Here is a 25734-nt window from a genome sequence, read left to right as displayed (position 1 = left end):
AATATATAAACTCTGTGGATAGAGATACTTAGCTGGGTACTCCCTCCTTGCCGCGCCCCCGAAAAAGCCGTATCATGGAAACAGGTTTGTTGCGAAGCTTCCGGTTTGCTGTATCACACCTAACAGGCCAGTCCTGCCACCTTCGCACCCACCATCCTTTCTATGGCAGACGATCAAAATTCTCAGCTTCCCCTCGGCGGGGGCAACTCCGGCGACGGCAATTCGCCCGGCGGCGCCGCTAATCTAGTTCCGATCAACATTGAAGAAGAGATGCGCCGCTCGTATCTCGACTATTCGATGTCGGTCATTATCGGGCGCGCTCTTCCTGACATTCGCGACGGCTTCAAGCCCGTACATCGCCGCATTTTGTACACGATGCACGAGATGGGCCTTCAGCACAACAAGAAATACACCAAGTGCGCCAAGGTCGTTGGACAGGCAATGGGTCAGTATCACCCCCATGGCGACTCCGCGATCTACGACACCCTGGTGCGTCTTGCTCAGCCCTTTTCTCTTCGCTATCCGATGATCGATGGCCAGGGAAACTTCGGTTCGGTAGACGGCGATCCTCCGGCGGCTATGCGTTACACCGAGTGCCGCATGATGAAAATCGCCGGCGAAATGATGGCCGATATCGAGATGGAGACAGTCGACTTTACTCCCAATTATGACGAGTCGACTCTGGAGCCTACCGTTCTTCCGACGCGTATCCCGAACCTGATTGTGAATGGTTCGAACGGTATCGCCGTCGGCATGGCGACCAACATTCCGCCTCACAATCTGACGGAAGTGCTGAATGCCACCATCGAAATGGTGAACAATCCTCATGCAGGATTGATTGAGGTACTAAAGCACGTTCAAGGGCCGGATTTCCCAACAGGTGGTTTCATCTATGGACGCAGCGGAATTGCTCAGGCCTACAAAACCGGCCGTGGGCGCTTCCAGATGCGCGCCAAAGCAGCCGTTGAGAACCTGACGAAGGAAAAGCAGGCCATCATCGTCACCGAGATCCCTTATCAGGTAAATAAGTCTCGCCTGATTGAGCGGATTGCGGAATTGGTCAATGACAAGGCCATTGACGATATCAGCGATATTCGCGACGAGAGCGACCGCGATGGAATGCGCATCGTAATCGAACTGAAGCGCAGTGCAGAGGCTCAGATCGTCCTGAATCAGCTCTATAAGCACACACAGATGCAGGAGAGCTTCTCGATGATCTTCCTGGCGGTTGTCAATGGACAGCCACGGGAACTGGGACTCGCCGATGCGATTCGTTACTTCATCGATCACCGCATCGATGTCGTACGGCGTCGGACTGCATTCTTACTTCGCAAGGCTCGCGAACGGGAGCATATCCTCGAAGGTTACAAGATCGCTCTCGATAATCTCGATGAGGTCATCAAGATCATTCGTGGATCGGGCAGCAGGGCTGAGGCTCGTGAGAACTTGTTCGCCTTCGGCCAAACCAAGGATATGGTGATCCGTCTGGATCGCGAGCCGAATCCCGGAGAAGTCCGGCAGCTTACTTATCGCCAGATCGATGCCATCCTGGAATTGCAGCTCTATCGCTTGACCCAGCTGTCAATCGACGAAATCCTCAATGAGTTGAGGGAAATCCGCGAGAAGATTGCCGAATACGAATCGATCCTGGCCAGCGAGAAGAAGCTTCGCGGCGTGATTGTCAAGGAACTGGAGCAGATTCGTAAGGATTACGGCGATGAGCGCCGTACCCAGATCCTGGATGAAACCGCCGAGTTACAGCTGGAAGATCTAATCGCAGACGAGCAGGTCGCTGTAACGGTTTCGCATTCCGGATATCTGAAGCGGACGCCGATCTCTACCTATCGCCAGCAGCGGCGTGGTGGAACCGGACGCTTAGGAATGAAGACCCGTGAAGAGGACTTTGTTTCGCAGCTCATTGTGGACTCGACTCATGCTTTCCTGTTGTGCTTTACGAACACGGGTCGTGTCTATTGGCTGAAGGTCTACGAGATTCCCGATGTCGGAGCCGCAGGAAAGGGCAAGTCTATGCAAAGCTTGCTGAGCCTGCAGCCAGGTGAGAATGTCCGTACCATCCTTGGTGTACGCAATCTCGAAGAGGAGAACAAATTCATCTTCTTCGCGACACGCAACGGAACAGTCAAGAAGACCCCGCTCAAGGACTTCTCGAACGTTATGGCGCGCGGCATTATCGCTATCGGTATCGACGAGGACGATGAATTGATCGGGGCCGGTCTGACGGACGGTAACCAGATCATCTTCCTGGCGACGCACGATGGTATGGCCATCCGCTTCAACGAAGAGGATGTTCGTTCCATGGGCCGCCCGGCACGCGGTGTCCGCGGTATCGAGTTGTCGAAACACGACTATGTCGTCGGGGTGGCAATCACTTCCAAGCCTGGTGGGGATGAGACAGCCAATCCGTTGATTCTGTCCGTGACGGATATGGGCTTCGGAAAGCGTACCAATGCCGATGAGTATCGTCTCCAGACTCGTGGTGGTAAGGGCGTTATTAACGTCAAGACAACCTCGCGAAATGGAAAGGTGAACTCAATCCTTTTGGTCGACGATACTTCGGAACTGATGATCATTAGCCAATATGGCAAGATCATCCGTATCGATACCAAGACCATTCGTGAAGCAGGCCGTTCGACACAGGGCGTCAAGCTTCTGAATCTGGAACCGGAAGATAAGGTCGCTGCGGCGGTCGTCATTCCGCCAGAGGAAGCGAAGGCGGATTCGGATACTCCGACCTTGTTGCAGTAGACCGATTATTTGCGCTCAGAAGGGGTAGATCTGATTCAGATCTACCCCTTCACTATTTGAGGCCAAATACGCTCAGAGGGATGGGCCTGTAGAAGGTGTGGAGCTTGGCTGATCTTGTTCCAGTTCCGCTTGTATGCGCGCTCCTGCTCCGGTGACCATCATGGTTTTGCTCCAAGGTTTATATCCTTTTTTTGTCACCGAAATCTTATAGACTCCTGGGGCGAGAGCTAGGGTAGATGGCGTATTTCCTGCGAATACTCCGTTAACCTCTATATCGCAACCGGGAATATTTGCCTCTACATTGATTTTTGCAACCTGATCCTTCGTTGTAGCTGCAGCTGGTGATGTTCCCGTTGCTTGGCCCTGCATCTTAATCGGATCGAATGGGAAATCTCCGTTTATGTAGGCTGTTATCTCCGTTCCTTTCGGAATGGATATGTCTTTCCCATGCATAAAAAGAAAGAGCGGTGCAGCCGGGAAGAACACGATTCCGGTAGCCACCATGGCTCCTGTCATAGCTCCGACATGTCCCCCGGCTTTTCCTCCCTGCGTTGCTCGCAAAGCTGCTTTTTCATTGTCGGCAAGGCGTACGGAATCGATATTGACGTCAAGCCGGCCTCCACGCCCCATCCGCTTCTTTGCCTCGGCAGCAGTGATGGTTGCTAAAGCAATTGCTCCTTTGGAGATTACGACCGTGTCTCCAACTTTGACCTCTTCCAGGACATCGAAATCGACGGAATCGCCAACATGAGCATCGGCCGAGGATATTGTGCGTTGAAGACGGAGCTTTACGGGGGTTCCATCAAGCAAAGTGTTCGGTGCCGGTGCTGAAGAGGTTTGCGAAGGCGATTGTTGCGAAGGTTTTGTTTCCGGAGATGGGGACGCTGTTGATTGGGCGGCAGCAACTTGACCTGCCGGTATTGTTTGGGCCAAGACCAGAAATACTGCCGTCGAACAAGAGAAGAAACTTCGTATTTTTTTCACCTGGAGTTACGCTTTCCGGATAGTTCAAGATCGTGGGAGAAGTACATATATACAACACTTCAAGGAAATAACAACAGTTCAATTTCATTCCGAAAATAAAGCTTGGATTGTTAGGCCAATAGAGGAAATACTTGGAGGGCTATGGTTGATATTGATCCTGCACGCGAATGGCAAAGGCTCACTGAGCTATATCTCTCCAAGTACGATGACGAATTGCTAACCTTGGCCGAGGACTTGAAAGATCTGACACCGGTTGCTCAAGAGGTTTTGCAAGCGGAGATAAAGCGTCGGGGACTTACTCTTGAGGCTCGGGAAGAAGTTGCAAAAGGCCAGGCAGCGCGGTTCATGAGCTCTGCTTTTCCAACTCAGCTCTCTGACCAGGACCAAGACCGGGAGCAGGAAAGAACACTGCGACGGAAATCGGATTTTAAGAAGCCTCTTGTGGGTGAGTATCTGGATTGGATTCCAGAGTCGCCAGAGGAATCACAGGATGGCAGTGGTCAACTAGTGCCGAAGATCATTTTTCGGCAGTTTGAGACGGCTGAGGAAGTGCGAGCCGCCAAATATCTTCTGGAGAAGGCCGGGATTGAGAGCTGGGCTGAGATTCCTGGCCCTGGAAGCCTGGATATGACAGCTCCGCGTTTGTTGATTGCAAAAGATCAACTTGAAGCAGCGGCTGCGGTCCTTCCCGATGTGTTACCTGCTGATCTGGTTCTAGAGATGGGGCAAGAGGTGGAAAATTTCGTTGTGCCTGTATGTCCCCGCTGTGGAGCCCCCGATCCCTTACTGGAATCCGCTCCCGAAGCGGAACAGACGAACCATTGGTATTGCGAGATATGCAGCCATCGATGGGAAGAACAGTTATCATGAAGTTACTAGCTAATGTTGTCATCTGTTCAAAGAATCAATTTGCGTACTTACGCATTACCTGTCTCGAAGAGTAAAGTTAAAAAGCTCGGCAATTCTTCGCGGACCACCATGCGCTATTGGTCGCTATGTTCCGCGCTTGCTGCGGTGCTCTTGATGAGCATCGCGCTTCTCCAACCCGCACAATCGGCCACCCGGCATAGGGCGCCGCATCAGGCTCAGGCAGCTGCGGCAAAGTCCGTGCGCGTAAAGGCTGCGGGAAAGAATAAGGCAGCAAAATCCTCAAAAGTCGCAGCCAGAGCTGCGTCGCAGGATAAGCCGGTCTCAAAATCCAAAAAAGCAAGTGCAAAGGTAAAGAACTCACGTTCTGCGCGCAATGCCGCTCGGAACGATGAACAGCAGATTTCCAGTCGTACACGTCGTGGACGCCAGAATCCTCGCTTGCGTCAGGCTGTTTTGCGGGGGCGTCGTCACCACTTCACACTCCAGGAGCCTCGGACGCAGGCCACGATTGCCGAGATTCCCCTGAGCCGCACCAATCTGGCCCTATTGCCTCCGCTTAAGGGATCGCATGAATCCCTGGTCCGGCAAAATGTACGTGCAGAGGCCGAAGGGCTGCAACGCATTGAGGACGATGCCGATCTCAATCGCCTGGTCAGGGCGGGGTCGTTGGTTTCTCTTCCTGCGTCGTCAGGCCTTCTCGTCAACCCATCTATGGAGCAGAATCGCCGCTATTGCCGGCCCTGGACTTCCAGATTTCTGTCGGAGTTGGCGACGGCACACTACAATCGCTTCAAACGCCCAATACAGGTCAATTCCGCGGTTCGTACCGTCGAATATCAGCGTCGCTTGATGCGGACAAATGGCAATGCAGCTCCGGCAGAGGGTGATATTGCCTCTCCACACCTGACGGGTGCCACGATCGATATCGGGAAAAGAGGATTATCCGTTTCTGAAATCGGTTGGCTTCGAGCCTATCTCCTGCCACTGCAGCAGGCCGGAAAAATCGATGTTGAAGAGGAGTTTCAGCAGTCCTGCTTCCATATTTCGGTTTACAAGAGCTACGATTCCCCGTTGTATCGGGATAATAGCAAGCCCTTCCTGGCGACTGGGATTCACTAAAGAATCCCTCGTTCCTCTCTAGGGATACAGCGGCTTTTCGAGAAGAAGGGCCGCTGGCTCCCCTCCTCTTAAGATCCGCTTCCGTTTACGAAAATCCAACTCTTTGAAAATCACCACAGCTTTATGGATTCGAGTTAGAATCGCCCAGACTTCTGCTGTTTGTGCTGTGCCGAAAGGAATGTGCTCATGACAGAATTGGATTCCTCCATCCCTTCGCCAACTGGACCCGATACGGCGGGTCTTACCGCGACACAGCGGGTTTTGTATACCTTTACCGCACCGTCGAAGACCTTTACCGACATTTTGCGGAGTACGAGTTGGTGGCTACCCTTTTTGATTACGGTTGTTCTTTCCGTGTCCTTCGTTGCCGCAGTGCAGTCGAAGGTGGGATGGGACAAGGTTACCGAAAATCAAATCAAGCTAAATCCGAAACAGGCGGAAAAACTCGCATCTTTACCACCCGACCAAGCTGCAAAAAGTAAGTTCATCGGGGAAAAGGTGACTCAGTATATTTCCTACGGGTTTCCCCTTCTCACTCTGATTACAGCCGTGATTTTTGCAGCGGTATTGCTGGCTACAATGAACTTCGGTTTTGGTGGCCACGCCGATTTTTCGGGATTATTAGCAGTTGTTTTCTATTCCTGGTTGCCGGGCCTGATCAAAACACTGCTGGCGGTCGTGATTCTTCTTGCGGGTGTTGATCCGGATTCGTTTCTCATCAGCAATCCGGTCGGAACCAACCCCGGATATTACCTGAACGTGGTAGATACTCCTCGCTGGCTGTACACCCTGGCTTCTTCGCTGGATATCATTTCGATCTGGACCTACGTCTTATTAGCTATCGGATGTGCCACGGTGGCGAAGGTAAAGCGCAGCGCTGGATATATGGCCATCTTTGGGTGGTGGGGGCTTCTGCTGCTCTTTAGGATTGCTTACGCTGCAATTTCCAGCTAATGCGGTTCTCGCAGTACGGTGAACTTTTAAGCGCCTGTCCCGGGGCAGCGTTCTTCACCCTGGCTTCCTCGGCTTCGGTTTATGTCGTTGTCAGGTAATACCGTAAACCAGGACGTTATGAAACAGAAAAGGAGCGGATTTCCGCTCCTTTTCTGTTGATATGAACTGCAGTTTTATTCTTGCCAACGACGGAAGATAAGAGAACCATTCGTTCCACCGAAGCCAAAGGAATTTGATAGAGCAATGTCAATCTTGATCTTCTGCGGCGTTTTCGGCACGTAATTCAAATCGCATGCCGGGTCCGGATCATCCAGGTTGCTCGTTGGCGGAGCAGTTTGGTTCAAGAGGGAGAGAATTGTAATTCCCGCCTCCAGACCGCCGGCGCCGCCCAGCAAGTGTCCTGTCATGGACTTTGTCGAGCTGATCAGGAGTTTATGACTGGTGGCTTTTTCCCCGAAGAGATTCTTCATTGCTGCCGTTTCCAGCGCATCGCCCACCGCTGTAGAAGTGGCGTGCGCGTTCACGTAGTCAATGTCTCCGGGTTCAAGCCCAGCGCTCTTGATTGCATTTTGCATGGACCGATAGCAGCCTTCGCCTTCAGGAGCCATGCCGGTCATGTGATAAGCATCGGCACTCATTCCATAGCCGATGATCTCGGCCAGGATTTTTGCACCGCGTGCTTTAGCATGTTCTAGCTCTTCCATGATCAGGATGCCGGCGCCTTCGCCGACCACGAAGCCGTCACGGTCCTTATCGAAAGGACGGCAAGCGTGTTCCGGATCATCATTTCGGGTCGATAAAGCCCGCATTGCAGCGAATCCGCCGATACCCATCGGGGTAATAGCTGCCTCTGCTCCACCTGCGATCATGGCATCGGCATCGCCCCGCTCGATGATGCGGTAAGCGTCGCCAATGGCGTGAGCACTGGTGGTGCAGGCTGTGGCCGTGGCCTCATTCGGGCCCTTCGCGCCATAGCGAATGCTGACTTGTCCCGCTGCCAAATTAACAATGGCTGCCGGAATGAAAAAAGGCGATATTTTCCGAGGGCCGCCTTGAAGCATTGCCGAGTGTTCCCGCTCGATAACGTCAAAGCCGCCGATACCGGAGCCAATATGGACTCCGACTCGTGGAGCGATCTCCGGAGTGATCTTAAGCCCGGATGTTTCCATCGCCTCGTGTGCTGCCGCTAAAGCAAAGTGAATGAAGCGGCCCATCTTGCGCGCTTCCTTCTTGTCAATGAACTTTAGCGGGTCGAAATTCTTGACTTCGGCTGCGAAGGTGACCGGAAATCCGGTCGTATCGAAACCGGTAATGGAAGCCATGCCGCTTTTTCCAGCGAGCAGGTTAGACCAGACCTCAGGCGCAGTATTCCCTACGCCGCAGATCAGACCGATTCCGGTAACGACGACGCGTCGCTTCAAGGTTACTTGCCGCCTTTCGCGTTCTTTTCGATGTACTCGATTGCGTCCTTAACGGTCTTGATCTTCTCGGCGTCTTCGTCCGGGATTTCAAGGTCAAATGCTTCCTCAAACTGCATTACAAGCTCGACTACGTCAAGGGAGTCAGCACCCAAATCCTCTTGGAACGAGGCGCTGGGGGTCACTTCAGCTTCGTCCACCTGCAGCTGCTCGACGATAATCTGCTTAACCTTCTCTTCCACTGCTGCCATGCGATTCTCCTGTCTCTTTAAAAAGCGGCAAACTTTATCTGGAGCTCTTTACCCGACGCCGCCCAAACCTCATCGCTCAAAGGAGATAAAAACAGCTCCCTCCTCTGATCGATAGCGCCGCTGGGAAAAAGACCCAGAAATTCCAAGTCTACTGAGGCACCGAAACAGTGTAAAGCCGATGGGCGTAGGAAGTTGACGGAGTGGCTTCCGGGAAGTAAATGATCGGGATAGATCATTCCGGGTGAAATGCGAGTAGAGTGCTGTTAAGAGCAACGAATTGGACATGCCTGTATTTATTGTTTTTCCCCTTGTACTAGCCGTCGCTATGGCGGCGATCTTTGTATTGGCCTTCGCACTCCTGCGGAATAAGGTTTCGCGCGATCAAGCTGCTCTGGAAGTGGCTGCTGCCGAGCTTCGGGCCGCAGTGGCGCGAAAAGCCGAAGAGGCTCAGCGTCTGGAAGCCGAAAGAAATGATTTGCGGGCGGCAAATGAGACGCTACTCCTGCGTACGAGCGCTGCTGAGACCCAAACGGCTGAGCGACAGAAGCAGGTCGATGCACTTCTCTGCGAAAAAGACGAATTTACGGAGAAATACGCTGTTTTACAGGCGGAATCCTCTGCGTTGAGGAGTGAGTTGGCTGAGGTTCGTAGAGATCTGGCCCACGAGCGAACCCAAGCTGCCGAAAAATTGAGCATTTTGGAAAATGCCCGCGAGCAGCTGAGCAACCAATTCAAAACCCTTGCCAATGAGATCTTGGAAGAAAAGTCAAAGCGCTTTACGGAGCAGAATCAGACCAATCTTGGCCAATTGCTGGAACCGCTGAAGACTCAATTGGGTGTCTTTCAGGCCAAGGTCGAAGATGTTCAGAAAGAAAATATCGCGGGTAGAAGCGAGCTAAAGGTCCATCTTGAGAATTTGCAGAAGCTTAATCAGCAGCTCTCTCAAGATGCAGCAAATCTGGTAACGGCTCTGCGTGGTTCGAACAAGACCCAGGGGGACTGGGGCGAATTTATCCTGGAACAACTGTTGGAGTCTTCCGGACTGCGCAAAGATGTCGAATATCTAGTGCAGGAGAGCTTCACTGCTGACGAGAATAAACGTGCCCGTCCAGACGTGATTGTGAGGCTTCCTGGTGGCAAGCACTTGATCATCGATTCCAAAGTTTCTTTGGTGGCCTATAGCGATTACTGCAATTGTGAAGAGAAAACGCAACAGGCAGCTTTCTTAGCGCAGCATCTGGCTTCGGTGCGAGCCCATCTGAACGGCTTGGCCAAGAAAAACTATCAGACCTTGTACCAACTCAATTCTCTGGACTTTGTCGTTCTATTCGTGCCGATTGAACCGGCATTCATGTTGGCAATCGCTCAAGATACAAAGCTCTGGCAGGATGCGTACGAGAAGAATGTTCTCCTCGTCAGTCCAACGACACTCTTATTCGTAATCCGCACTGTTGCGAGCCTCTGGCGGCAGGAATATCAGAGAAACAATGTACGGGATATCGTGGAGCGGGGCAGTAAGCTCTACGACCAGCTGGTCGGCTTTGTGACAGAGCTAGAGAAGGTCGGGAAGAGCATCAAACAGGCAAAAGATAGTTACGACGACGCCTTTCGGAAACTCTCTTCAGGGCGTGGTAATGTCATTCGCCAAGCAGAGATGTTGAAAAGCCTTGGCGTCAAGCCGAGCAAGAATTTACCTGCCGAGCTGGTGGATTCCGCGGGAGAAGAACAATTGGAACTCTCTTCAGAGGTAGAAGAGGATTCAACCTCAGTTCCGAGATAAATCCGAGCACTGATTCCAGGCCCAGTCCCGGGGTCTGGAATCACCGTTCAAGCGAGAGTTTTCCAGCAAATATGGAGTCCGGAAAGCATGCCCGGCTCTCCGCTAAAGCAGCTGTTCCTCTCGGGTGCAGGCAAATTTGTGCCTACGCGGGAAATACTCTACTCTTTCCCCGTAAATGAGCCGGTAGCGTGAATTCCCGCAGGTGTTTCCGGATGGCGTTCTGCCTGCGATTCAGTAGATTCTTCGTCGCAAGGAATATTCTTTTTGAGCACTTCACGCTGCTGTGGCTGCGTTGAACCGGTTACTTGTGCATCCTCGGCTTCCACGGGCTGAACACCTGTAGGTGGCTGTTGTTTAGAAGCCCGTGGTTCTTCGGCCGCATCCGGTTTGACATGTGCTGTCGCTTCCGAAGTTGCCGTTTGGCGATCAGGCATGGCATGCTCCCTTCATTTCCTAACGGCCCGATCAGAGCCGTCAGGAAATGTCTTTCACGACTGTGATGCATGGGAAGGAAATAGGACAGTCGCTACCGGATGAAGCACCACAGGCTGCGAATGTTTTTTAGCAAGACTCGGAGAATGCATCGCGCATTCGCCGCCAGGTAACGGACAAATCCTCCGGCAGAACTCGGGCTTCTCCAATGACGGTCATAAAGTTGGTATCTCCGGTCCAGCGGGGTAATGCATGGAGATGCAAATGGCCTGCTACACCAGCACCGGCAGCTTTGCCTAAGTTCAGCCCCATATTGATTCCGTGAGGCGAATAGAGCTTATGGAAGACGTTTTCCATCTTGCGCGCTATGTCAATGAGTTCGTGTGCCGTTTCCGTGGGCAGGCTCGCCAAAGAACTGGAGTGTTCGTAGGGAATAGCCATCACGTGGCCCGAACAGTAAGGAAAAGCGTTGAGGCAAAGAAAGCAGTTCTGGCCGCGAAAAACAATCCCTGAGGCTCCTTCAGCCTCTTCGACAGGCATTCCCTGTGCAATGGCATAGTCGGTTGCCGCGATCATGTTGCAGAAAACGCAGCCGAAATCGCCCTGCCAAGCGGCCAATTTTTCGGGTATACCCTGGCGGGTGTCCCGGTCGGCGTGGCTGACGTAGTTATAGCGCCACGGCGTCCATAAGTATTCCATGTGCTTGAGTATAGACGGGGACTGTCCTGGGTATGCTGGGGATCGGTACTAGGTCGATCTTCCCGGATGGGGCGAAGAAATACCGATATCCCGATTGAAAGAAACAGGTAGAGAACTATGCGGTTTGACTATCGTTAAAATACAAAGAAGGTCTCGCCAGTTCGCCGCAGCCTTAATCTCGTGTCTCGGCAGGTGTCCCAGTTTTGAAGTTCTCTCGTTCTGTCCGCTTGGCTATATCCTTTGCCCTTTGCTGCCTTCCGCTTGTATCCAGTGCTGTGAAGAGGCCCCCATTGCCTGCAAAATATGAGCATTGGGTCAAAGAAGAGGTGCCCTACATCCTCACGGATGATGAGAAAGAGGAGTTTCTGGGCCTGGCCTCCGATAAAGAGCGTGACAACTTCATCGAGAATTTCTGGAAGGTTCGCAACCCCGATCCAAACGCGCCAATAAATGCTTATAAAGAGGAGTATTACCAGCGGGTCGCCTACGCCAATGAGCATTTCGGGGCGAGGAACGTTGGAGATGGCTGGCGTTCCGACCGGGGGATGGTTTATATCACTCTTGGTCCTCCTCAGCAGAAGAGCCCCTATCCCAGCTCGAAATATCTCAATCCTCTAGAGATCTGGTTTTACCAGAGTCCAAGTCCAGGGCTCCCTACACATTTCTATGTGGCTTTCTATAAGAGAAGTGCTGCCGAGGAGTACAAGCTCTATTCGCCCTATGTGGACGGACCGACAAAATTGGTAAATACGAGCGACGCGATAAACAATCCTGCTGTTGCCGAAAAGATTATTAGTACAGATCTTGGTTCGGAGGTGGCGCGAGTTGCATTATCGCTGCTGCCTGGGGAGCCTGTCGATGTTAAGAATCCCTCTCCAACCTTGATGTCGGACTCTATTCTCGATCACATCCGGAACTATCGAAATCTTCCGGTAAACCGGGAATTGTTGGAACAGCGCCGTGCAGCACTGCTCGGTGTTACGCACCGGATTTTGTTGGGAGAACAATTCAGCGAACTATCAGCTATTCCTGTAAGGAGCAATGGATCTCTTGTCGATGTTCATTACTTGTTCCGGTTCCTTCATCCCCAGGAATTTACCCTCGTTCGTCAGCCGGATGGCAGGTATTACTACTCAGTGAGCCTTCAAGCTGACATAGTCGGAACTGATGGAAAGACTATTTACAGCGATACACAACATCTCTCGAACTATGTCTCATCGTCCGATTTTGAGGAACTTCGTCAAAAGTGCTTTGGGATTGAGGGGCGCTTGCCTATTGCGCCAGGTAAGTATGAATTAAGCTTGACGGTCACTAACGATTCAACCAAGCAAGCGTTTCGCCAAACACGCCAAATTTTAATTCCCGACTTTGACCATACTCTGGCTATCGGCTATCCGTTTTTCGCTTCGACAACAGTGTCTCCGCAGCGAGATAGTTCTCAGGAAAAACCTTTTAGCTTTTCTGGAATCAAACTCTCACCTGTGGGCAGCGACAATGCCGTGATTGCTGTCGGAGCTCCGCTGCGAGTCGTGTATCAGCTTTGGGAATCGCCTGGATCTCCGGCGTTTCTTCGTGGAAAGACGTTGGACATCAACTATTTGATTGGACAAGTCAGTTCTGCCAGCAAGAAAGAAGAGTCACAAACGGTGGATCGCGGAACTTTCGATCCCTCCGGAAACATGTTGATGGGGAAGGATTTGCGAACAGATTCTTTAACGCCAGGTCCCTATCGCCTTGTGATTCGAGCAACAGATAATGAAAATCACCTTACAGCATTTCAATCGCTGAATTTTATAGTTTCCACTGATACCTCTGAGATACCGTCTCTGTGGACCATTCTTGCGCCATCCGCTGTCTCCGCCTCTTCCGATCTGGCGCTTTATCGTCGAGCCATTACCGCATTAGCAGGTGCAAAGACGGATTTGGCTGTGCAGTATTTGGAGCAGGCACTGCAGGCGCCCAATGTAAAGCCAGAGATCTACCGAGCGCTTGCACAGGCGTATCGCAAAGCAGGCAAAGAGTCCGCGGCAATCGAAGTCGAGAAGAAATTTGGCGTGAAGGCGGAGTGAGCTGCATCCCGGAAAGAGGGCGCAAGTCCCACAATTTGAAGCGTATCCTCAATCAATTCTTTACCTGATTTTCACAGGGTGTTATCCTCTATTCCAATCTACCGAAATTGGTAGACGTTCCTAAATAGTCTTTTTCTCTTAACTTGAGACGTTCTTAGACTTGTTGAGCGCTATGGTTGGCTCATATAGCGCTGTTGTATTTTTTACAACCCTTATTGTTTAGCCCTGTCAGTTAACCAGCTCCGACAAGGCAAAAGCGTAGTTCATTCAAAAAACAGACGTAAGGTGTCTGCGAACAGTTAAGTATTTCCTTTTGGAGGAAGTGATGGCTCGTATTTTCAGAAAAGGCATCCTATTGACGGCATTGCTATTGCCTTCGGTAGCATGCTTCCAGTCTGGTCTTTATGCTCAGGAAGTCTCTTCGGTGAAGGGCGGACTCAATGGTGTTATTACGGATAATTCAGGCGCCGTAATTCCCGGAGCAACCGTCACAGTCAGCGGTTCCGCTGATAAGCGCACAGCGCAAACGGATGGTGCTGGCCACTTTAGTATTGGCGGCCTTACTCCTGGGCTCTACACCGTCTCCGTTTCTGCAAGCGGCTTCAGCAGCACCCAGGCAAAGAATGTTGAAGTAGTTATCAACCGCTCCTCGGCTCTGACGTTAACGTTGAAGCCCGGTTCAGCAGCAGAGACGATAGAAGTTTCTGCCAATACCGTAGAGGTAGATACGACTTCAACTGCGGTTGGCGAGAGCCTTACGTCCACTTTCTATCAACAGGTTCCTGTTGCCCGTAATGTAGGCAGTCTCTTTTATGTTGCTCCTGGTGTGACCAGCGGTGGAGGTACCGGTTCCTCGAACCCCTCCATTGGTGGATCTACTGGCCTTGAGAACCAGTACATTGCTGATGGCGTCAGCATGAATGATCCTGGATATGGCGGCATCGGCGTCTTCAGTCCTATATATGGATCACTGGGAACGGGAATCAATCTCTCGTTTATTCAGGAAGTCCAAGTCAAGACTGGCGCCTTTGAACCTAAGTATGGAAAAGCCAACGGTGGTACGGTTCAAATTGTTACCAAGTCTGGTGGCAGCCAATACCACGGTGCTGTGGCTGCTTATTTTGCACCTGAGTTCATGTCCGCTACCTATCGGCATGCAGATACTTTTCGCGGAGGCCTCAAAGCTTCCGATCTGCGTGGGTACATCTTCTCGCAGCCAGCTTACGATGCAAGCATTGAATTCGGCGGCTATATCCCTGTAAAGGGAAGACATGACAAACTGTTCTTCTTCGGGGCGTTTAATCCGTCGCTGAGCCAAGTGAACTATCTGGCTCCGAATACAGATTTTTCATCTTTGCTTTATAAGCACGGTCCATATACGACCTCCATTACTGCCTACAGCTGGGCGGGTAAGCTCACGTACAAGCTTAATGATTCCAACTCCTTGGAAGTTACTTCGTATGGAGATCCCTCTCAGTCAAACTATGCATACAACGCTGCTTTTACGAATACAAACGGACTTCCGAATTTGAACCAGCATAATACGACGGCTCTTAGCCGTTGGGATTTTGGAAGCCGAAGTATCGCTGCTCGGTTGAATGCCACAATTAATCCAACTACTACATTTTCATTGGCGGTAACCGATAAGAATAGTCATTTTACGGAGAGCGGCTTCGCGAACATCTATTCCATAAGTGATCGTACAACTGGTATTCAGCAGTTCGAGGGTTTGGGACAGTGGTATAACCCAAATACCAAAAATTACGGAACCAGCTTTGATCTTGAAAAAACTGTCTCTGCTTTTGGCTCTCATGTTCTCTCGGTTGGGTATGGATTTGACCGGACTATCTATAATGCGAACCGTGACTATAGTGGAGCTCGATTCGCTGTTCCTCAAAAAAATTATCTGGGGCAAACTGTTACTTCGCTTTCCGGTAATGCCAGTGCGGCCTTCTATCTGGCAACGGTACCTACAGATGCCAATACCGGTAGCGATTACTGTCCGACAAATCTCTGCCCGATATACACGCTTGCAGATGGCAGCCAAGCGCAAGTCTATCTCCGCCAAGCTCGTGGTTATTTGAGCGGAACTGCGGTAAATTCTGCAGGTTCCTATCAATCGGTTTACGGTAATGATTCGTGGAGCATCAATCGATACATCACAATCAACGCCGGTCTGCGCTGGGAAGAAGAGCAGATGAATGGGCCCAACCAGATGTATGTTTTCAACGACAACTGGTCGCCTCGCGTAGGAATTAATGTCGATCCTTTCGGTGATCGCAAGAGCAAAGTCTTCTTCAACTACGGTCGCTATACACAAGCACTGCCCTATGATGCAGCTATTCGCGAACTCAATCAAGAAACTGACATTAGCGGTGCACGCTGGGGGCTATCTTCGAATGCAGATGGCACTTTGCATGTAAATGCCGATAACACCATCGTTCCCACTCTCGACTCTGCCCATTTGTTGAACGGAGCCACTGGGACTGCTTTCGAGAGTATGCGCATCAGCTCTACGGCTCCCGATCCAGAACTCATCGCTTCGGGCACCAAGTTGAATTACGAAGAGGAATATGTGCTGGGATTCGAACGTCAACTTACCTCTGGGATGGTGTTGAGCGTTCGCTGGACCGATCGCCAACTTCGCCGGATTGTTGAAGATATGCAAGGTATATCCCCGGAAGGTGCGATCGCCGATGATCCTAATCAGATCTATCTGATCGGCAATCCAACTTCATCTGCGGACTACTTTATTAATGAACAGGAACTTACGTATACTGGCACCGCAGTTCCAGCTGGATGCCCTCCAATAGGCAGCAAACACGGTAATTATGGTGCTCAGACTGATATTTACGGAAAGAGTGTAGGTTATTCGGTATGTAGTCCAAACTGGGCTACTGCGGGTGAAACAACTCCTGATGGCAAGGCGGATGGTTTTGCAAATGCTAAGCGCCGCTATCAGGCACTTGAAGTTGAGCTGAACAAGAACTTCAGTCACAACTATCTTTTCCGTGCCAATTACCGTTACGCTAAACTTTATGGAAACTACGAAGGACTATTCCGCAATGACAATGGGCAGTCTGATCCCGGAATCAGCTCTCTGTTTGACTTTACTCAAGGTGTTGTAGGTTTGCTCGGTTCTCAATTTGACCCTGGCTACCTAAACACAGATGTGCGGCATACGGGTAATCTTTATGGTTCCTATATGCTCAGTCAGAGCTATCTGAAGAGTTTGACTGTCGGCGCTGGCCTTCGCGGCTCCTCTGGAACTCCACTCAACAAGTTGCTTTCCCATCCGTATTATCAGAATGTTGGCGAAATTCCATTGGGAGGGCGTGGTACGGCAGGTCGTCTGCCTTCTACTCTCCAATTAGACATGCATGCAGATTACCCTGTACATGTTGGAGAAAAGGGGCTGGTCAAGTTCTCATTCGATGCCTTCAATGTGACGAACTCAAAGTTCACCACCGGCAAGAACCAGAACTATGACTTGGCTAATGGGTTGGGCTCAGATGATAGTTATACCACTCCGATTTCGTTCCAGCGCCCGTTCTACGCGCGTGGTTCGATTCGGTTTGAGTTCTAGACCTAAATTGTTAGCTTATTAGCTCATATGAAGTACAAGTAAACTGATTCCGGGTTTGCTTCCTTAATAACAAGGCCTGCCGAAAGGCAGGCCTTGTTATTACTGTTGCCTTCACTACGATTGTAATTAGCGGTGATGGCAGTTCAGTCTAGAAACCTTATAGCATCCTCTCTTTCGGAGTCGAATTCTCCAAAGTGTAAAGATAAACTGGATCGGAAAGTGGATAAGCTATCTGAGTAATAATTCATTTCTCGAGTTGCTCAGAAGGGATGATGCTGAGGTGCCACTGTAGCTCGTGCTGGATGTGCACTGGTTATAATCCCTTCTGCATGCTTGTACTGCTGCGGTGTAGATAGCAGAACAGGTAGCTTTTCCAGTCGGATCTTCTGCATAGCAATCTGCAAATTCTTGTTTCGCCTGAGATGCACAGGCGTTATAGATTTCTGTACACGTTAAGCTTTGAGTGTAGCCCACGGCGCGATTCTTGGCTTTAGAAAGGTTAAGGGCAGAAACATTGGATTTACTAATATCTGCGGCCTTCATTGTGGGTAGGAAGAGAGCGTATAAGATAGAACATCCTATTAATATTTTTCGAGTCTTCATGAGATATTTCGCCTGGAAGTAATTTATTACCGCAGTGAGATTGGTCTTCGATCAGGCAAAACAACTATGTATATATTTCTTGCCCGACGAAGACGGCACTAAGCCAACCAGTCTGGAGAAAGAAAGCTACAAGGAGATGCAGAATACGCCGAAAGGTAGATTCCCAGATCTTTTGATCTAGATCAGTTTTTCTTGCACAACTAGCTTTCTTGTTTAGCACTCCAAACTGAAGTCGTCAATCCGAAATTACAGAAGTACACAATAGTGTTTGGTCTTTCATCAGTATGCGTTCCTATTGATTGAGCGGAAAGCTTCGATTTCATCTTTGGCTCTCTTGGAAATCGGTTTAAATATGACAACAGTACTATTTCTTGTTCTCTCAATACAGCGCGCAGGCGTGGAAGTCTTTATCAGATATAAAGCTGCAAGACTTTACGCGAATTCTAGGGAGTGTTATTCTTCCTTTCATCTATCAGAAATGATAGATGTTCTTTAGCTCAATCCTCTTTATCCGATCACCTTGAGATGTTTTGAGCGCCATCTATAGCGCAATCCCGGCGCTGTTGTACTTGCAGCACTTCTAGTGAAAACCGCTTGCTCTCTTTACTGAAGCGGTCAGGCAATGTGCAGTATACGCAGTTCATACAAACTAAAAACGTTTCAGTTCTTGCACGCTAGATCGTTAAAAGACAACTCCTTTTGGAGGAAGTGATGAGCCGTTTTTCTAGGATAGGCAAACTATTTTCAGCAACTTATGTTGCTTCGCATAACGCGTTTCCAGGCCGCAACCCAGCATCTGGCAGAAGATCCCTCACATTCAGTCTTAGCCTGAAATCTTTCATCATGGTGCTTGTTCTTTCCCTTGTGCCGGGACTTTTGCTGAGCTCCATGCCGGCTGAAGGTCAGGCAATTTCAGTCAATGGCGGTTCAATCCAAGGAACTATTACGGATGCTTCTGGTGCCGTGATCAGCGGAGCCATAGTAACTATTTCCAACAAAGATACGGGATATTCCAAAACCCTGAAGACAGATAATTCCGGCTTCTATAGTGTCGGCCCCTTGAATCCCGGAAGCTACACAATCGGCATTCAAGCTCCAGGTTTTTTAACAGTTTCCGTGCAAACCGTGGTTCGTACCGGTACGGCCACAAGCGGCAACTATAAGCTTCAGGTAGGGCAATCTTCCGAACAGATAGTGGTTTCTGCCGGCGCAGTTCAGGTAAATACCGAACAATCTGCGGTTTCATACGTAATTACTCGTGAGCAGATCGATTCTTTACCTGTTAATGGAAGAAACTTCCTTGATGTAGCTCAGCTCGAACCCGGGGTGGTTCTCCAAAGCGGAGAGTCCTTTGATCCAACCAAAGCCGGTTATTCTGCTCTTTCGATGGGCGGCGTATCCGGACGCACGACCCGTATCTTACTGGATGGACAAGATATTACCGATGAAAACGTCGGTACTACTATCTTCAATGTATCTCAAGGATCGATCGATGAATTCCAGATCAACCGGTCTACGCAAGACGTCTCAGGAGAACTGACATCCACAGGACAAGTCCTTGTCGCCACACGTTCGGGAACCAACTCCTATCACGGTCAGCTGTTCTATAACTTCCAAGATCATAGTGTTGGTTTTTCCAGAGACAAAGGCGGGATCGATGCCCCATTCCAGAGAAACCAATTCGGTGGAAGACTCGGTGGGAAGATTCTTAAGGACAAGCTCTTCTTCTTTGGCAGCGTTGAGCGAATCAAGCAGGATTCGTCGACTTCTGCCGGAGTAGGCGGTCCTTTCGCTCCTATTAACGCACTGTACCCAACCCTTCCTACTCCATATCGCGAGACCTATTCAGCTGGAAGAATCGATTTCAATGGCCCGTTAGGAGGACATTACTTCTTTCGTGCGAATTATGATGTCAACTCTGCCTGGGCGAATAACTACGGGTATGGATACTGGATGTATGCCAACCGTGACAATACTCCCGGGTTTGCGGGAGGTGGGGATTTTTCGACCGGAGCATTTACTCACAGCTTCCGGGCTAGCTATGAAAAGTTCCACAACATGATTGCGGACAAGACAGCTGGCAGCAGCTCTCTTTATTACCCCATCAAAGGCCTTGCAATTTCAAATGCAGCTGAGAGCCTTGCCGCCGGTCCCAACCCCTTATCTCCTCAAGTCACCTTTCAGTCCGACAAGCAAATTAGATATGACGGAAGTTGGGTGCATGGAGGACATAATCTCCGATATGGTGTGAGTTTCAATCGCCTGTTGGGCGGTGGATATGCCTCATTCTACGGACTTGCGCCCCGAGCAATCTTTAGAGATTCAGGATACATATCCGGAGATCGTTCTAACCCGCTGAATTATCACCCCTCTGAAATCCGTCTCGGCAATGGACAGGGATTCTTTTCCGAAAAATCAGGGTTTGGATATCCTGCAGGTGGTCAAGAAGACTGGCGGTTTGCGTTCTACATTGCAGATGGCTGGAAGGTTCGTCCCGATCTTACCGTCAATGTTGGCCTTCGCTACAGTCGTGATACGGAGCGTGCCAATCAGGATTTAGCGCCGATTCCCTGCTCCAATATCAATACCACTACGTTTTCGACTCCACCTTGCACCGGGAATTCACCACTCCTCGCGGTATTCAGTCCTGAGTTGGGTAAACGGGTAAATCAGCCGAATATGAACTTCGGTCCTCAGGTTGGTCTTGCTTATCAGATAGGTGGTAGTGCAAAGACAGTCTTCCGTGCGGGCTTTGGTGTCTACTATGACAGCAACGTTTGGAACAACATTCTCTTCGATCGTGAAGACAGATTACGTTCTGGACTGTTCAATAACGTAGTAACTGGTATCTGCAGTCAAACCAATAGTGTTACTTTCCCGGGAGGGAATGTAGTCAGTTCGGTTGGAGGGCAAAGTATTGCTACTCTCTGTACCCAACCTCTCTCCATTTCCGGTCCTTATATCATTCAGTTGCAGCAGGCATATCAGCAGGCGGTAGCTGCCGCGGGTACTTCAGGCAACATCAATCCTGATTATGTTGGTGAGACTCTCAGAGTCAATAACGCTTTCTATGCCCCTAATTACGTCTCTCCCTATTCGCTGCAATATAACTTCGGAATACAACGGGAGCTGTTTCAGGGGACAGTCCTCACTGCAGATTATGTACACAGCTCAACTCTGAAGATTCAGCAGACGATTGATGCGAACCATGTCGGGGCGGCCCGCTACTTTAATGCCACCGCTGCACGAGCCGCAGTAGCCAGGACGCTCGGTGATCTTCACGCAACCAGCATTCAGGATGCAATTGATAATCATGGAGCGACGATAGATGATTTCGCAGCTGAAGGGCTGGATTCGGGGGTAAATTCCCTGAACGGATATCCGGCAGCCTATGGCGGCTCAGATCCAAATACGGAAGGAGCAGCATTTCCTGGTGCCAATCAAAATCTAGGGGAAGCTTTGTTTAACTTCCCGTCCGGCCGCTCTGCTTACGATGCTCTTCAAATGAACCTGCGGATACAGAAGAACCACCTGTCCAGCTGGGTTCCACGGACCAACTTTGAAGTCTCCTACAACTTTTCAAGGATCGTAACTACTTCACAAGGTGGTTCGGATGGGTTCTTTACGAACTACACGTGGAATCGCGACAACCCAACACAATATATGGGCTATGCGGATCTGGACCAGACACATGGTGTCTCGTTTGGCGGATTCTTTACGCTCAAATATGGACCTCAAATCGGTCTGATCGCACATTTCCGTTCAGCACCTCCAACCAGCTTGGTTCTGGATACTTCCTCTGCTGCCTATATCTTCCAGACTGATTTAGATGGAGATGGAAGCACGGGAGACCTGCTACCTGGGACAAGCCCTGGGGCTTACATGCGCGATGTCGGAGGTAAGGGACTCAAGACCCGTATCGACCAATACAACGGGAAATATGCCAACACCCTTACGCCCGCCGGTCAAGCCATTGTGAACGCCGGCATTATGACAGCAGCTCAGATGCAGGCGATCGGCGCTGTTCAGCAACCCATAGCGCAGGTGCCAGGATCGTCTGCCTATGAAAACCCGATGTTCAAATCAATGGATGTAAATTTTGCCTATCCCTTGAAGTGGAAGAAGCTGGGCGACAGCTTTAGCTTGGAACCTACAGTTTCTGTCTACAACGTAGGGAATTTTGGTAATTATGCGGCCATTAAGGGCGGCGATACCTTCTCCACCTCTGGCATGCTGCTTAACACCTCCAATGGACCCTCAGACAACTATTTGAATGGGCCAAGTGGCTATTCCATTCGAAACCTCAACCGAGTACAGAGGGGATCTGGCACGTTTAGCCAAGGAAGCCCTCGCACGATGGAGTTTCAGCTGCGTCTCAACTTCTAAACTGCTAATCCGAATTGTTCGTTCGAGAGCGGAGGTCCTTGTACCTTCGTTCTTGAACGGCAAGTTCTTGCACTGTTTAAAGTGCATTTCTCCTTGCTTCTCCAGCCAGATTGCCTGATAAGGGCATCTGTCCCGCTTCCTAATCCTCCTTCGATATATAAAAGGCTTAGTGAAAACTGCCGCGAAACCGGGCGTTTGCTCCCCTAGTTACATTGACTTCAATACCCACTATTGCTATAGTTTCCATGACTCTCTGTGCGCGGGATTCCAGAGCAGAGAGTTGGTCGCCTCTCATTTTTATCCCTGCCTGCCGGAAGCTCCCTTGGAGACCGATGTAGTGCTGGACCACTCACTATGGCCAAGCTCTTCGTCTCTCCCAGATTTGCCAGCCGACACTGGAAATTGGGAGAGGATGATCCCCGACACTTCGCCGATCAATTAAGAAACTTCTTCAGCGAAGCGATTCACAGGCTTAAGATGCTCGGTCTGCTTGGTATTGCATGATTCGAGCCCTGTAAAGGCGGAGATGGGAACCGCCGGCCAGGAATCCCGGAGCTGGTCATGGCAGACGTCCTGAATTCTCTACAAACCGAGAGCACACCCCTGAACACCGAATTAGAAGAACCCACGCTGGAAGCAGCGACGGAGCAGTCCGCGCCGTCACTCGAATCAACTCACAACCCTGAAACATCTCAGGCACCCGAAAATTCCGTATCGGAAGCGGCAAGCACAGCCGCTCATGAGCCAACAGAAGATTCCGAAATTAATATGGAAGACTTCTCCGCCGCGCTAGAGGCATTTGACCGTGAGCAGGCCGCAGAGGCCGCTGCAGTAGAAGCCTATGGCGACAGCATCGTGGCGGGTACCGTCATCAAGCTGACCGATAAACATGTCGTTGTCGATGTGGGCTTGAAGTCGGAAGGCCTGATTCCGCTGGAACAGGTGCTAGACCACACCGGTACACCGAAATTGAATCCTGGTGATCCGGTTGAAGTGGTGATCGAACGCGAAGAGCCAGAAGGCGGTTATCTCGTCAGCTACGAGAAAGCACAACGTCTTCGCGTATGGGACGTGATCGAGAAGGCTGCAAACGAGAAGACTCCTATCGTGGGCACAGTCCAGGGTCGCGTAAAGGGCGGTTTGACTGTGGATATCGGCATGAAGGCTTTTCTGCCCGGTTCCCAGCTGGAAATTCGCCCGGTACGGAATCTGGATGCCTATATCGGTCAGCAGATTGAAGTCCGCGTTATCAAGCTGAACAAGAAGCGCGGCAATGTTGTTGTCTCCCGCAAGGAGATCCTGGAAGAAGAGCAGAACGCCCGTCGCTCTACGACTTTGGAGCACCTGGAAGAAGGTGCGGTTCTGACTGGAACGGTCAAGAATCTCACCGACTACGGCGCTTTCGTCGATATGGGCGGCATCGATGGCCTGCTCCATATCACCGATATGTCCTGGGGCCGTTTGACCCATCCTCGCGATCTGGTCAATGTCGGCGACGAGATCCAGGTCAAGGTGCTGAAGTTCGACAAGGATAAGCAGCGCGTATCGCTCGGCTTTAAGCAGCTGACTCCCGACCCCTGGCTCGATGCCGCCGAGCGGTATCCGATCGGCGCCCGGGTGCGTGGCCGCGTTCTGAGCGTTACCGACTACGGTGCCTTTGTTGAATTGGAACAGGGTATCGAGGGTCTGGTCCACGTCTCCGAGATGACCTGGTCGAAGCGGATGAAGCATCCGTCGAAGCTGGTCAAGCCAGGCGAAGAGGTTGAGACCGTTGTTCTGGCCGTCAACCCGAGTGACCGCCGTATCTCCTTGGGTATGAAGCAGTTGCTTGAAAATCCCTGGGAGAATCTGGCTGGCCGTTATCCAATTGGAACAGTGGTCGAAGGTCGCGTTCGCAATCTGACCGATTTCGGAGCCTTTATCGAGATCGAAGATGGCATCGATGGTTTGGTACACGTCAGCAATCTGAGCTGGACCAAGCGCATCAAGCATCCCTCTGAAGTCCTGAAGAAGGGTGAAAAGCTGAAGGCTGTTGTCCTGGGTGTCGAGCCGGAAAACCGCCGTCTCTCCCTGGGCGTGAAGCAGTTGCAGCCCGATGTTTGGGAAACCTTCTTCAATCAGCACCGCGTGGGCGATGTGATCCACGGTAAGGTGCTGCGGACGGCTCAGTTCGGAGCCTTCGTCGAGATCGTTGAAGGTGTTGAGGGTCTCTGCCACGTTTCCGAAGCCACCGACCAGAGCGGTGTGCCGGTGAAGCTGGATCAGGGAGATGAGCACGACTTCAAGATCATCAAGATGAATGTGGATGAGAAGAAGGTTGGTCTGAGCCTGCGTGCCGTAGGTGAAGAAGCCAGCCGGGCAGACGTAGAAGCCTACAAGGCTCCAGTCTCCAGCTCGACCACTACATTGGGTGATCTCGTTAACTGGAAGCGCGAGCACGAATAAGTCCTCGCGTTTGCGGAGCTAAAGAAACGCCACTCTTCGGAGTGGCGTTTCTTTTTCTGCACTTGCTGCGAAGGATAAAAATCAGGGACGCCGGTATAGCAAGAACCAGAAACTGGAATTCAACTCGCAATCCGTTACGAGAAAGTAACTGGAGAGTGATCAGGGATCTTCGCAGGAGGAAGAAGCAAATAAATCGGCGCTGCGCAGAATCCTTACGGTACGGTTTTGGTCTGAATAGACAGAAACTAAAGGCGGGTGTGGTGCTAGAGCATTTTTCGCATAGCTGTGCACTCGCTATGGGCGAATGCGGCTTTCTTCGAACGGAATATTGCTGATGCTTTCAGGCTTCGGTCTTGCCGAAAAATGCTCTATAGCTGGAGCTGGTACTACTTCTCTGCCAAACCTTTTCTCAATTGATGGATGCGGTCCATCGCGCTGGCAACAGCACTGGGAGTGACGTGTTCCGCAAACTGCTCCGCGTGAGTTGTCAAAAACTCTTCAATGTACTCGGCTAGCGGCTTGCCATGTTTCTCCGCGGCGGTAACTATAAGGCCAGGGACATTAATTGTGACTTGCATGAGGCTACGATAACACGCTAGCCACTGAAAAGAAAGGGTTTATATGCACATTACTTTGTGAGATCCGGGCGGGAAACAGCTAAGACGGGGTGGAGTTATAGCGATTGCTAAGCGAAATGCTGATTCAAAAATCGTCACTTAGCAATCGCGTAATCACTTGATTTTCAAGGTGTATTGAAACACCTTCTTGGTATCGAACGAGCTGACGGTTTTTGTCGAGCTCTTTTTTCCTTTCAACTCAGCCCAGATTTCGTAGTCCGTATCGGGATTGAGTTGACCAAAACGAAAGTTCCCTTCCGGAGTGCTGATGAAGCTTTTGATTGTCAGCTTCTTCAGGTCCTTCAGGTAAACGATAGCCCCTGCGACTGGCTGGTCATCGCTTCCAGTCACCTTACCTTCGACTAAACGCTGAGCTCCTGCCTGTGCAAGCATCATTGCAGGCCCCAGTAGGAAGACCAGTACGGCAAGGGCCACAACTGCCGAACGCACATGCGGTGCCTTAAATGTCATTCTTCCTCTTCCTCGTCCGAGTAATCCTCGTCATCATCCTCCAAATCATCATCGTCAATCTTGGCTAGTTCAAGTGGTTCAGTTGCCACTATTTCGAACTCGGATCCACACTCGTCACAAATGACGGTGTCACCCTCTTCCACTTCATCTACTTCGAAATCCAGATCGCTCTCGCACTCGGGACAAACAGGCATACGACTCTCCACTCCACGGAGTATTTAGGATTAATTGATGCGGCACCAGCGGGTGCGACTTCGCTAGTTTTAGAGCTAAGTCGCTTTCAG

Annotated in this window: 17 protein-coding genes; 9 read left to right on the top strand and 8 right to left on the bottom strand. The window is 50.7% G+C overall.

Going from position 1 to position 25734, the window contains the following annotated elements:
- Positions 1-162 precede the first annotated feature (162 nt).
- Positions 163-2766: a DNA gyrase subunit A gene (gene gyrA / locus AC6I7T_RS15390; RefSeq protein ID WP_497794377.1), complete on the top strand. Its 2604-nt coding sequence runs from the start codon at positions 163-165 to the stop codon at positions 2764-2766.
- Between the two features lie 72 nt (positions 2767-2838).
- Here the strand turns inward: gyrA and AC6I7T_RS15385 are convergent, their stop codons facing one another.
- The gene (locus AC6I7T_RS15385) at positions 2839-3750 is read right to left on the bottom strand and encodes a PEGA domain-containing protein (protein ID WP_497794376.1); all 912 of its coding nucleotides are present in this window, start codon (positions 3748-3750) and stop codon (positions 2839-2841) included.
- A 141-nt stretch (positions 3751-3891) separates the two neighbouring features.
- Between AC6I7T_RS15385 and AC6I7T_RS15380 the strand changes: the two genes are divergently transcribed.
- The 3 genes from AC6I7T_RS15380 to AC6I7T_RS15370 all read left to right on the top strand — a co-directional run bounded on the left by AC6I7T_RS15380 (position 3892) and on the right by AC6I7T_RS15370 (position 6693).
- On the top strand, positions 3892-4620 hold the full coding sequence (locus AC6I7T_RS15380) for a hypothetical protein (RefSeq protein WP_497794375.1): 729 nt from the start codon (positions 3892-3894) through the stop codon (positions 4618-4620).
- Positions 4621-4632: 12 nt separating this feature from the next.
- Positions 4633-5739 (top strand): DUF5715 family protein, encoded by a 1107-nt coding sequence (locus AC6I7T_RS15375; RefSeq protein ID WP_497794374.1) that lies wholly within the window; start codon positions 4633-4635, stop codon positions 5737-5739.
- Positions 5740-5925: 186 nt separating this feature from the next.
- On the top strand, positions 5926-6693 hold the full coding sequence (locus AC6I7T_RS15370; RefSeq protein WP_497794372.1) for a YIP1 family protein: 768 nt from the start codon (positions 5926-5928) through the stop codon (positions 6691-6693).
- A 173-nt stretch (positions 6694-6866) separates the two neighbouring features.
- On the opposite strand, the gene fabF is transcribed toward AC6I7T_RS15370, so the two are convergent.
- Both fabF and AC6I7T_RS15360 read right to left on the bottom strand, forming a co-directional pair.
- The gene (gene fabF, locus AC6I7T_RS15365) at positions 6867-8114 is read right to left on the bottom strand and encodes a beta-ketoacyl-ACP synthase II (RefSeq protein ID WP_497794371.1); all 1248 of its coding nucleotides are present in this window, start codon (positions 8112-8114) and stop codon (positions 6867-6869) included.
- Positions 8115-8116: 2 nt separating this feature from the next.
- Positions 8117-8362: an acyl carrier protein gene (locus AC6I7T_RS15360; protein ID WP_497794370.1), complete on the bottom strand. Its 246-nt coding sequence runs from the start codon at positions 8360-8362 to the stop codon at positions 8117-8119.
- Positions 8363-8645: 283 nt separating this feature from the next.
- Here AC6I7T_RS15360 and AC6I7T_RS15355 point away from each other — a divergent pair, with 283 nt between their 5' ends.
- A complete protein-coding gene (locus AC6I7T_RS15355) occupies positions 8646-10142 on the top strand; it encodes a DNA recombination protein RmuC (RefSeq protein WP_497794369.1) in 1497 nt (498 codons plus the stop codon).
- A 158-nt stretch (positions 10143-10300) separates the two neighbouring features.
- Here AC6I7T_RS15355 and AC6I7T_RS15350 read toward each other — a convergent pair whose 3' ends face one another.
- Positions 10301-10576, bottom strand: coding sequence for a hypothetical protein (locus AC6I7T_RS15350; RefSeq protein ID WP_497794368.1), 276 nt, complete (start codon positions 10574-10576; stop codon positions 10301-10303).
- Between the two features lie 127 nt (positions 10577-10703).
- Positions 10704-11273 carry an HIT domain-containing protein gene (locus tag AC6I7T_RS15345; protein WP_497794367.1) on the bottom strand — a complete coding sequence of 190 codons (570 nt, stop codon included), beginning with the start codon at positions 11271-11273 and terminating at the stop codon, positions 10704-10706.
- A gap of 290 nt (positions 11274-11563) precedes the next feature.
- Between AC6I7T_RS15345 and AC6I7T_RS15340 the strand changes: the two genes are divergently transcribed.
- The 4 genes from AC6I7T_RS15340 to AC6I7T_RS15325 all read left to right on the top strand — a co-directional run bounded on the left by AC6I7T_RS15340 (position 11564) and on the right by AC6I7T_RS15325 (position 24362).
- Entirely contained in the window at positions 11564-13342 is a 1779-nt protein-coding gene (locus tag AC6I7T_RS15340; protein WP_497794366.1) for a GWxTD domain-containing protein, read from the top strand.
- 325 nt (positions 13343-13667) lie between these two features.
- Complete coding sequence (locus AC6I7T_RS15335; protein WP_497794365.1) at positions 13668-16928, top strand: TonB-dependent receptor; 3261 nt, start codon at positions 13668-13670, stop codon at positions 16926-16928.
- Positions 16929-18242: 1314 nt separating this feature from the next.
- Positions 18243-21917 (top strand): TonB-dependent receptor, encoded by a 3675-nt coding sequence (locus AC6I7T_RS15330; protein ID WP_497794364.1) that lies wholly within the window; start codon positions 18243-18245, stop codon positions 21915-21917.
- A 561-nt stretch (positions 21918-22478) separates the two neighbouring features.
- The gene (locus AC6I7T_RS15325; RefSeq protein ID WP_497794363.1) at positions 22479-24362 is read left to right on the top strand and encodes a 30S ribosomal protein S1; all 1884 of its coding nucleotides are present in this window, start codon (positions 22479-22481) and stop codon (positions 24360-24362) included.
- 386 nt (positions 24363-24748) lie between these two features.
- Here the strand turns inward: AC6I7T_RS15325 and AC6I7T_RS15320 are convergent, their stop codons facing one another.
- From AC6I7T_RS15320 to AC6I7T_RS15310, 3 genes are all read right to left on the bottom strand, one after another.
- Positions 24749-24940, bottom strand: coding sequence for a hypothetical protein (locus tag AC6I7T_RS15320; RefSeq protein ID WP_497794361.1), 192 nt, complete (start codon positions 24938-24940; stop codon positions 24749-24751).
- Between the two features lie 153 nt (positions 24941-25093).
- Positions 25094-25450 (bottom strand): carboxypeptidase-like regulatory domain-containing protein, encoded by a 357-nt coding sequence (locus AC6I7T_RS15315; protein ID WP_497794360.1) that lies wholly within the window; start codon positions 25448-25450, stop codon positions 25094-25096.
- Positions 25447-25644, bottom strand: a complete 198-nt coding sequence (locus AC6I7T_RS15310) for a hypothetical protein (protein WP_497794359.1) — start codon at positions 25642-25644, stop codon at positions 25447-25449. The genes AC6I7T_RS15315 and AC6I7T_RS15310 overlap by 4 nt, the downstream gene beginning before the upstream one ends.
- Between the last annotated feature and the right edge of the window lie 90 nt (positions 25645-25734).

This window comes from Humiphilus diazotrophicus, assembly GCF_059726315.1.
This window is presented reverse-complemented; position numbering and strand designations above follow the sequence as displayed.

Coding starts and splice junctions, on each gene's coding strand:
- AC6I7T_RS15360 (WP_497794370.1), bottom strand. CDS start 8,362: ATGGCAGCAGTGGAAGAGAAGGTTAAGCAGATTATCGTCGAGCAGCTG.
- gyrA (WP_497794377.1), top strand. CDS start 163: ATGGCAGACGATCAAAATTCTCAGCTTCCCCTCGGCGGGGGCAACTCC.
- AC6I7T_RS15380 (WP_497794375.1), top strand. CDS start 3,892: ATGGTTGATATTGATCCTGCACGCGAATGGCAAAGGCTCACTGAGCTA.
- AC6I7T_RS15325 (WP_497794363.1), top strand. CDS start 22,479: ATGGCAGACGTCCTGAATTCTCTACAAACCGAGAGCACACCCCTGAAC.
- AC6I7T_RS15370 (WP_497794372.1), top strand. CDS start 5,926: ATGACAGAATTGGATTCCTCCATCCCTTCGCCAACTGGACCCGATACG.
- AC6I7T_RS15350 (WP_497794368.1), bottom strand. CDS start 10,576: ATGCCTGATCGCCAAACGGCAACTTCGGAAGCGACAGCACATGTCAAA.
- AC6I7T_RS15310 (WP_497794359.1), bottom strand. CDS start 25,644: ATGCCTGTTTGTCCCGAGTGCGAGAGCGATCTGGATTTCGAAGTAGAT.
- AC6I7T_RS15335 (WP_497794365.1), top strand. CDS start 13,668: ATGGCTCGTATTTTCAGAAAAGGCATCCTATTGACGGCATTGCTATTG.
- AC6I7T_RS15355 (WP_497794369.1), top strand. CDS start 8,646: ATGCCTGTATTTATTGTTTTTCCCCTTGTACTAGCCGTCGCTATGGCG.
- AC6I7T_RS15330 (WP_497794364.1), top strand. CDS start 18,243: ATGAGCCGTTTTTCTAGGATAGGCAAACTATTTTCAGCAACTTATGTT.
- AC6I7T_RS15345 (WP_497794367.1), bottom strand. CDS start 11,273: ATGGAATACTTATGGACGCCGTGGCGCTATAACTACGTCAGCCACGCC.
- AC6I7T_RS15375 (WP_497794374.1), top strand. CDS start 4,633: ATGTTGTCATCTGTTCAAAGAATCAATTTGCGTACTTACGCATTACCT.
- AC6I7T_RS15315 (WP_497794360.1), bottom strand. CDS start 25,450: ATGACATTTAAGGCACCGCATGTGCGTTCGGCAGTTGTGGCCCTTGCC.
- AC6I7T_RS15320 (WP_497794361.1), bottom strand. CDS start 24,940: ATGCAAGTCACAATTAATGTCCCTGGCCTTATAGTTACCGCCGCGGAG.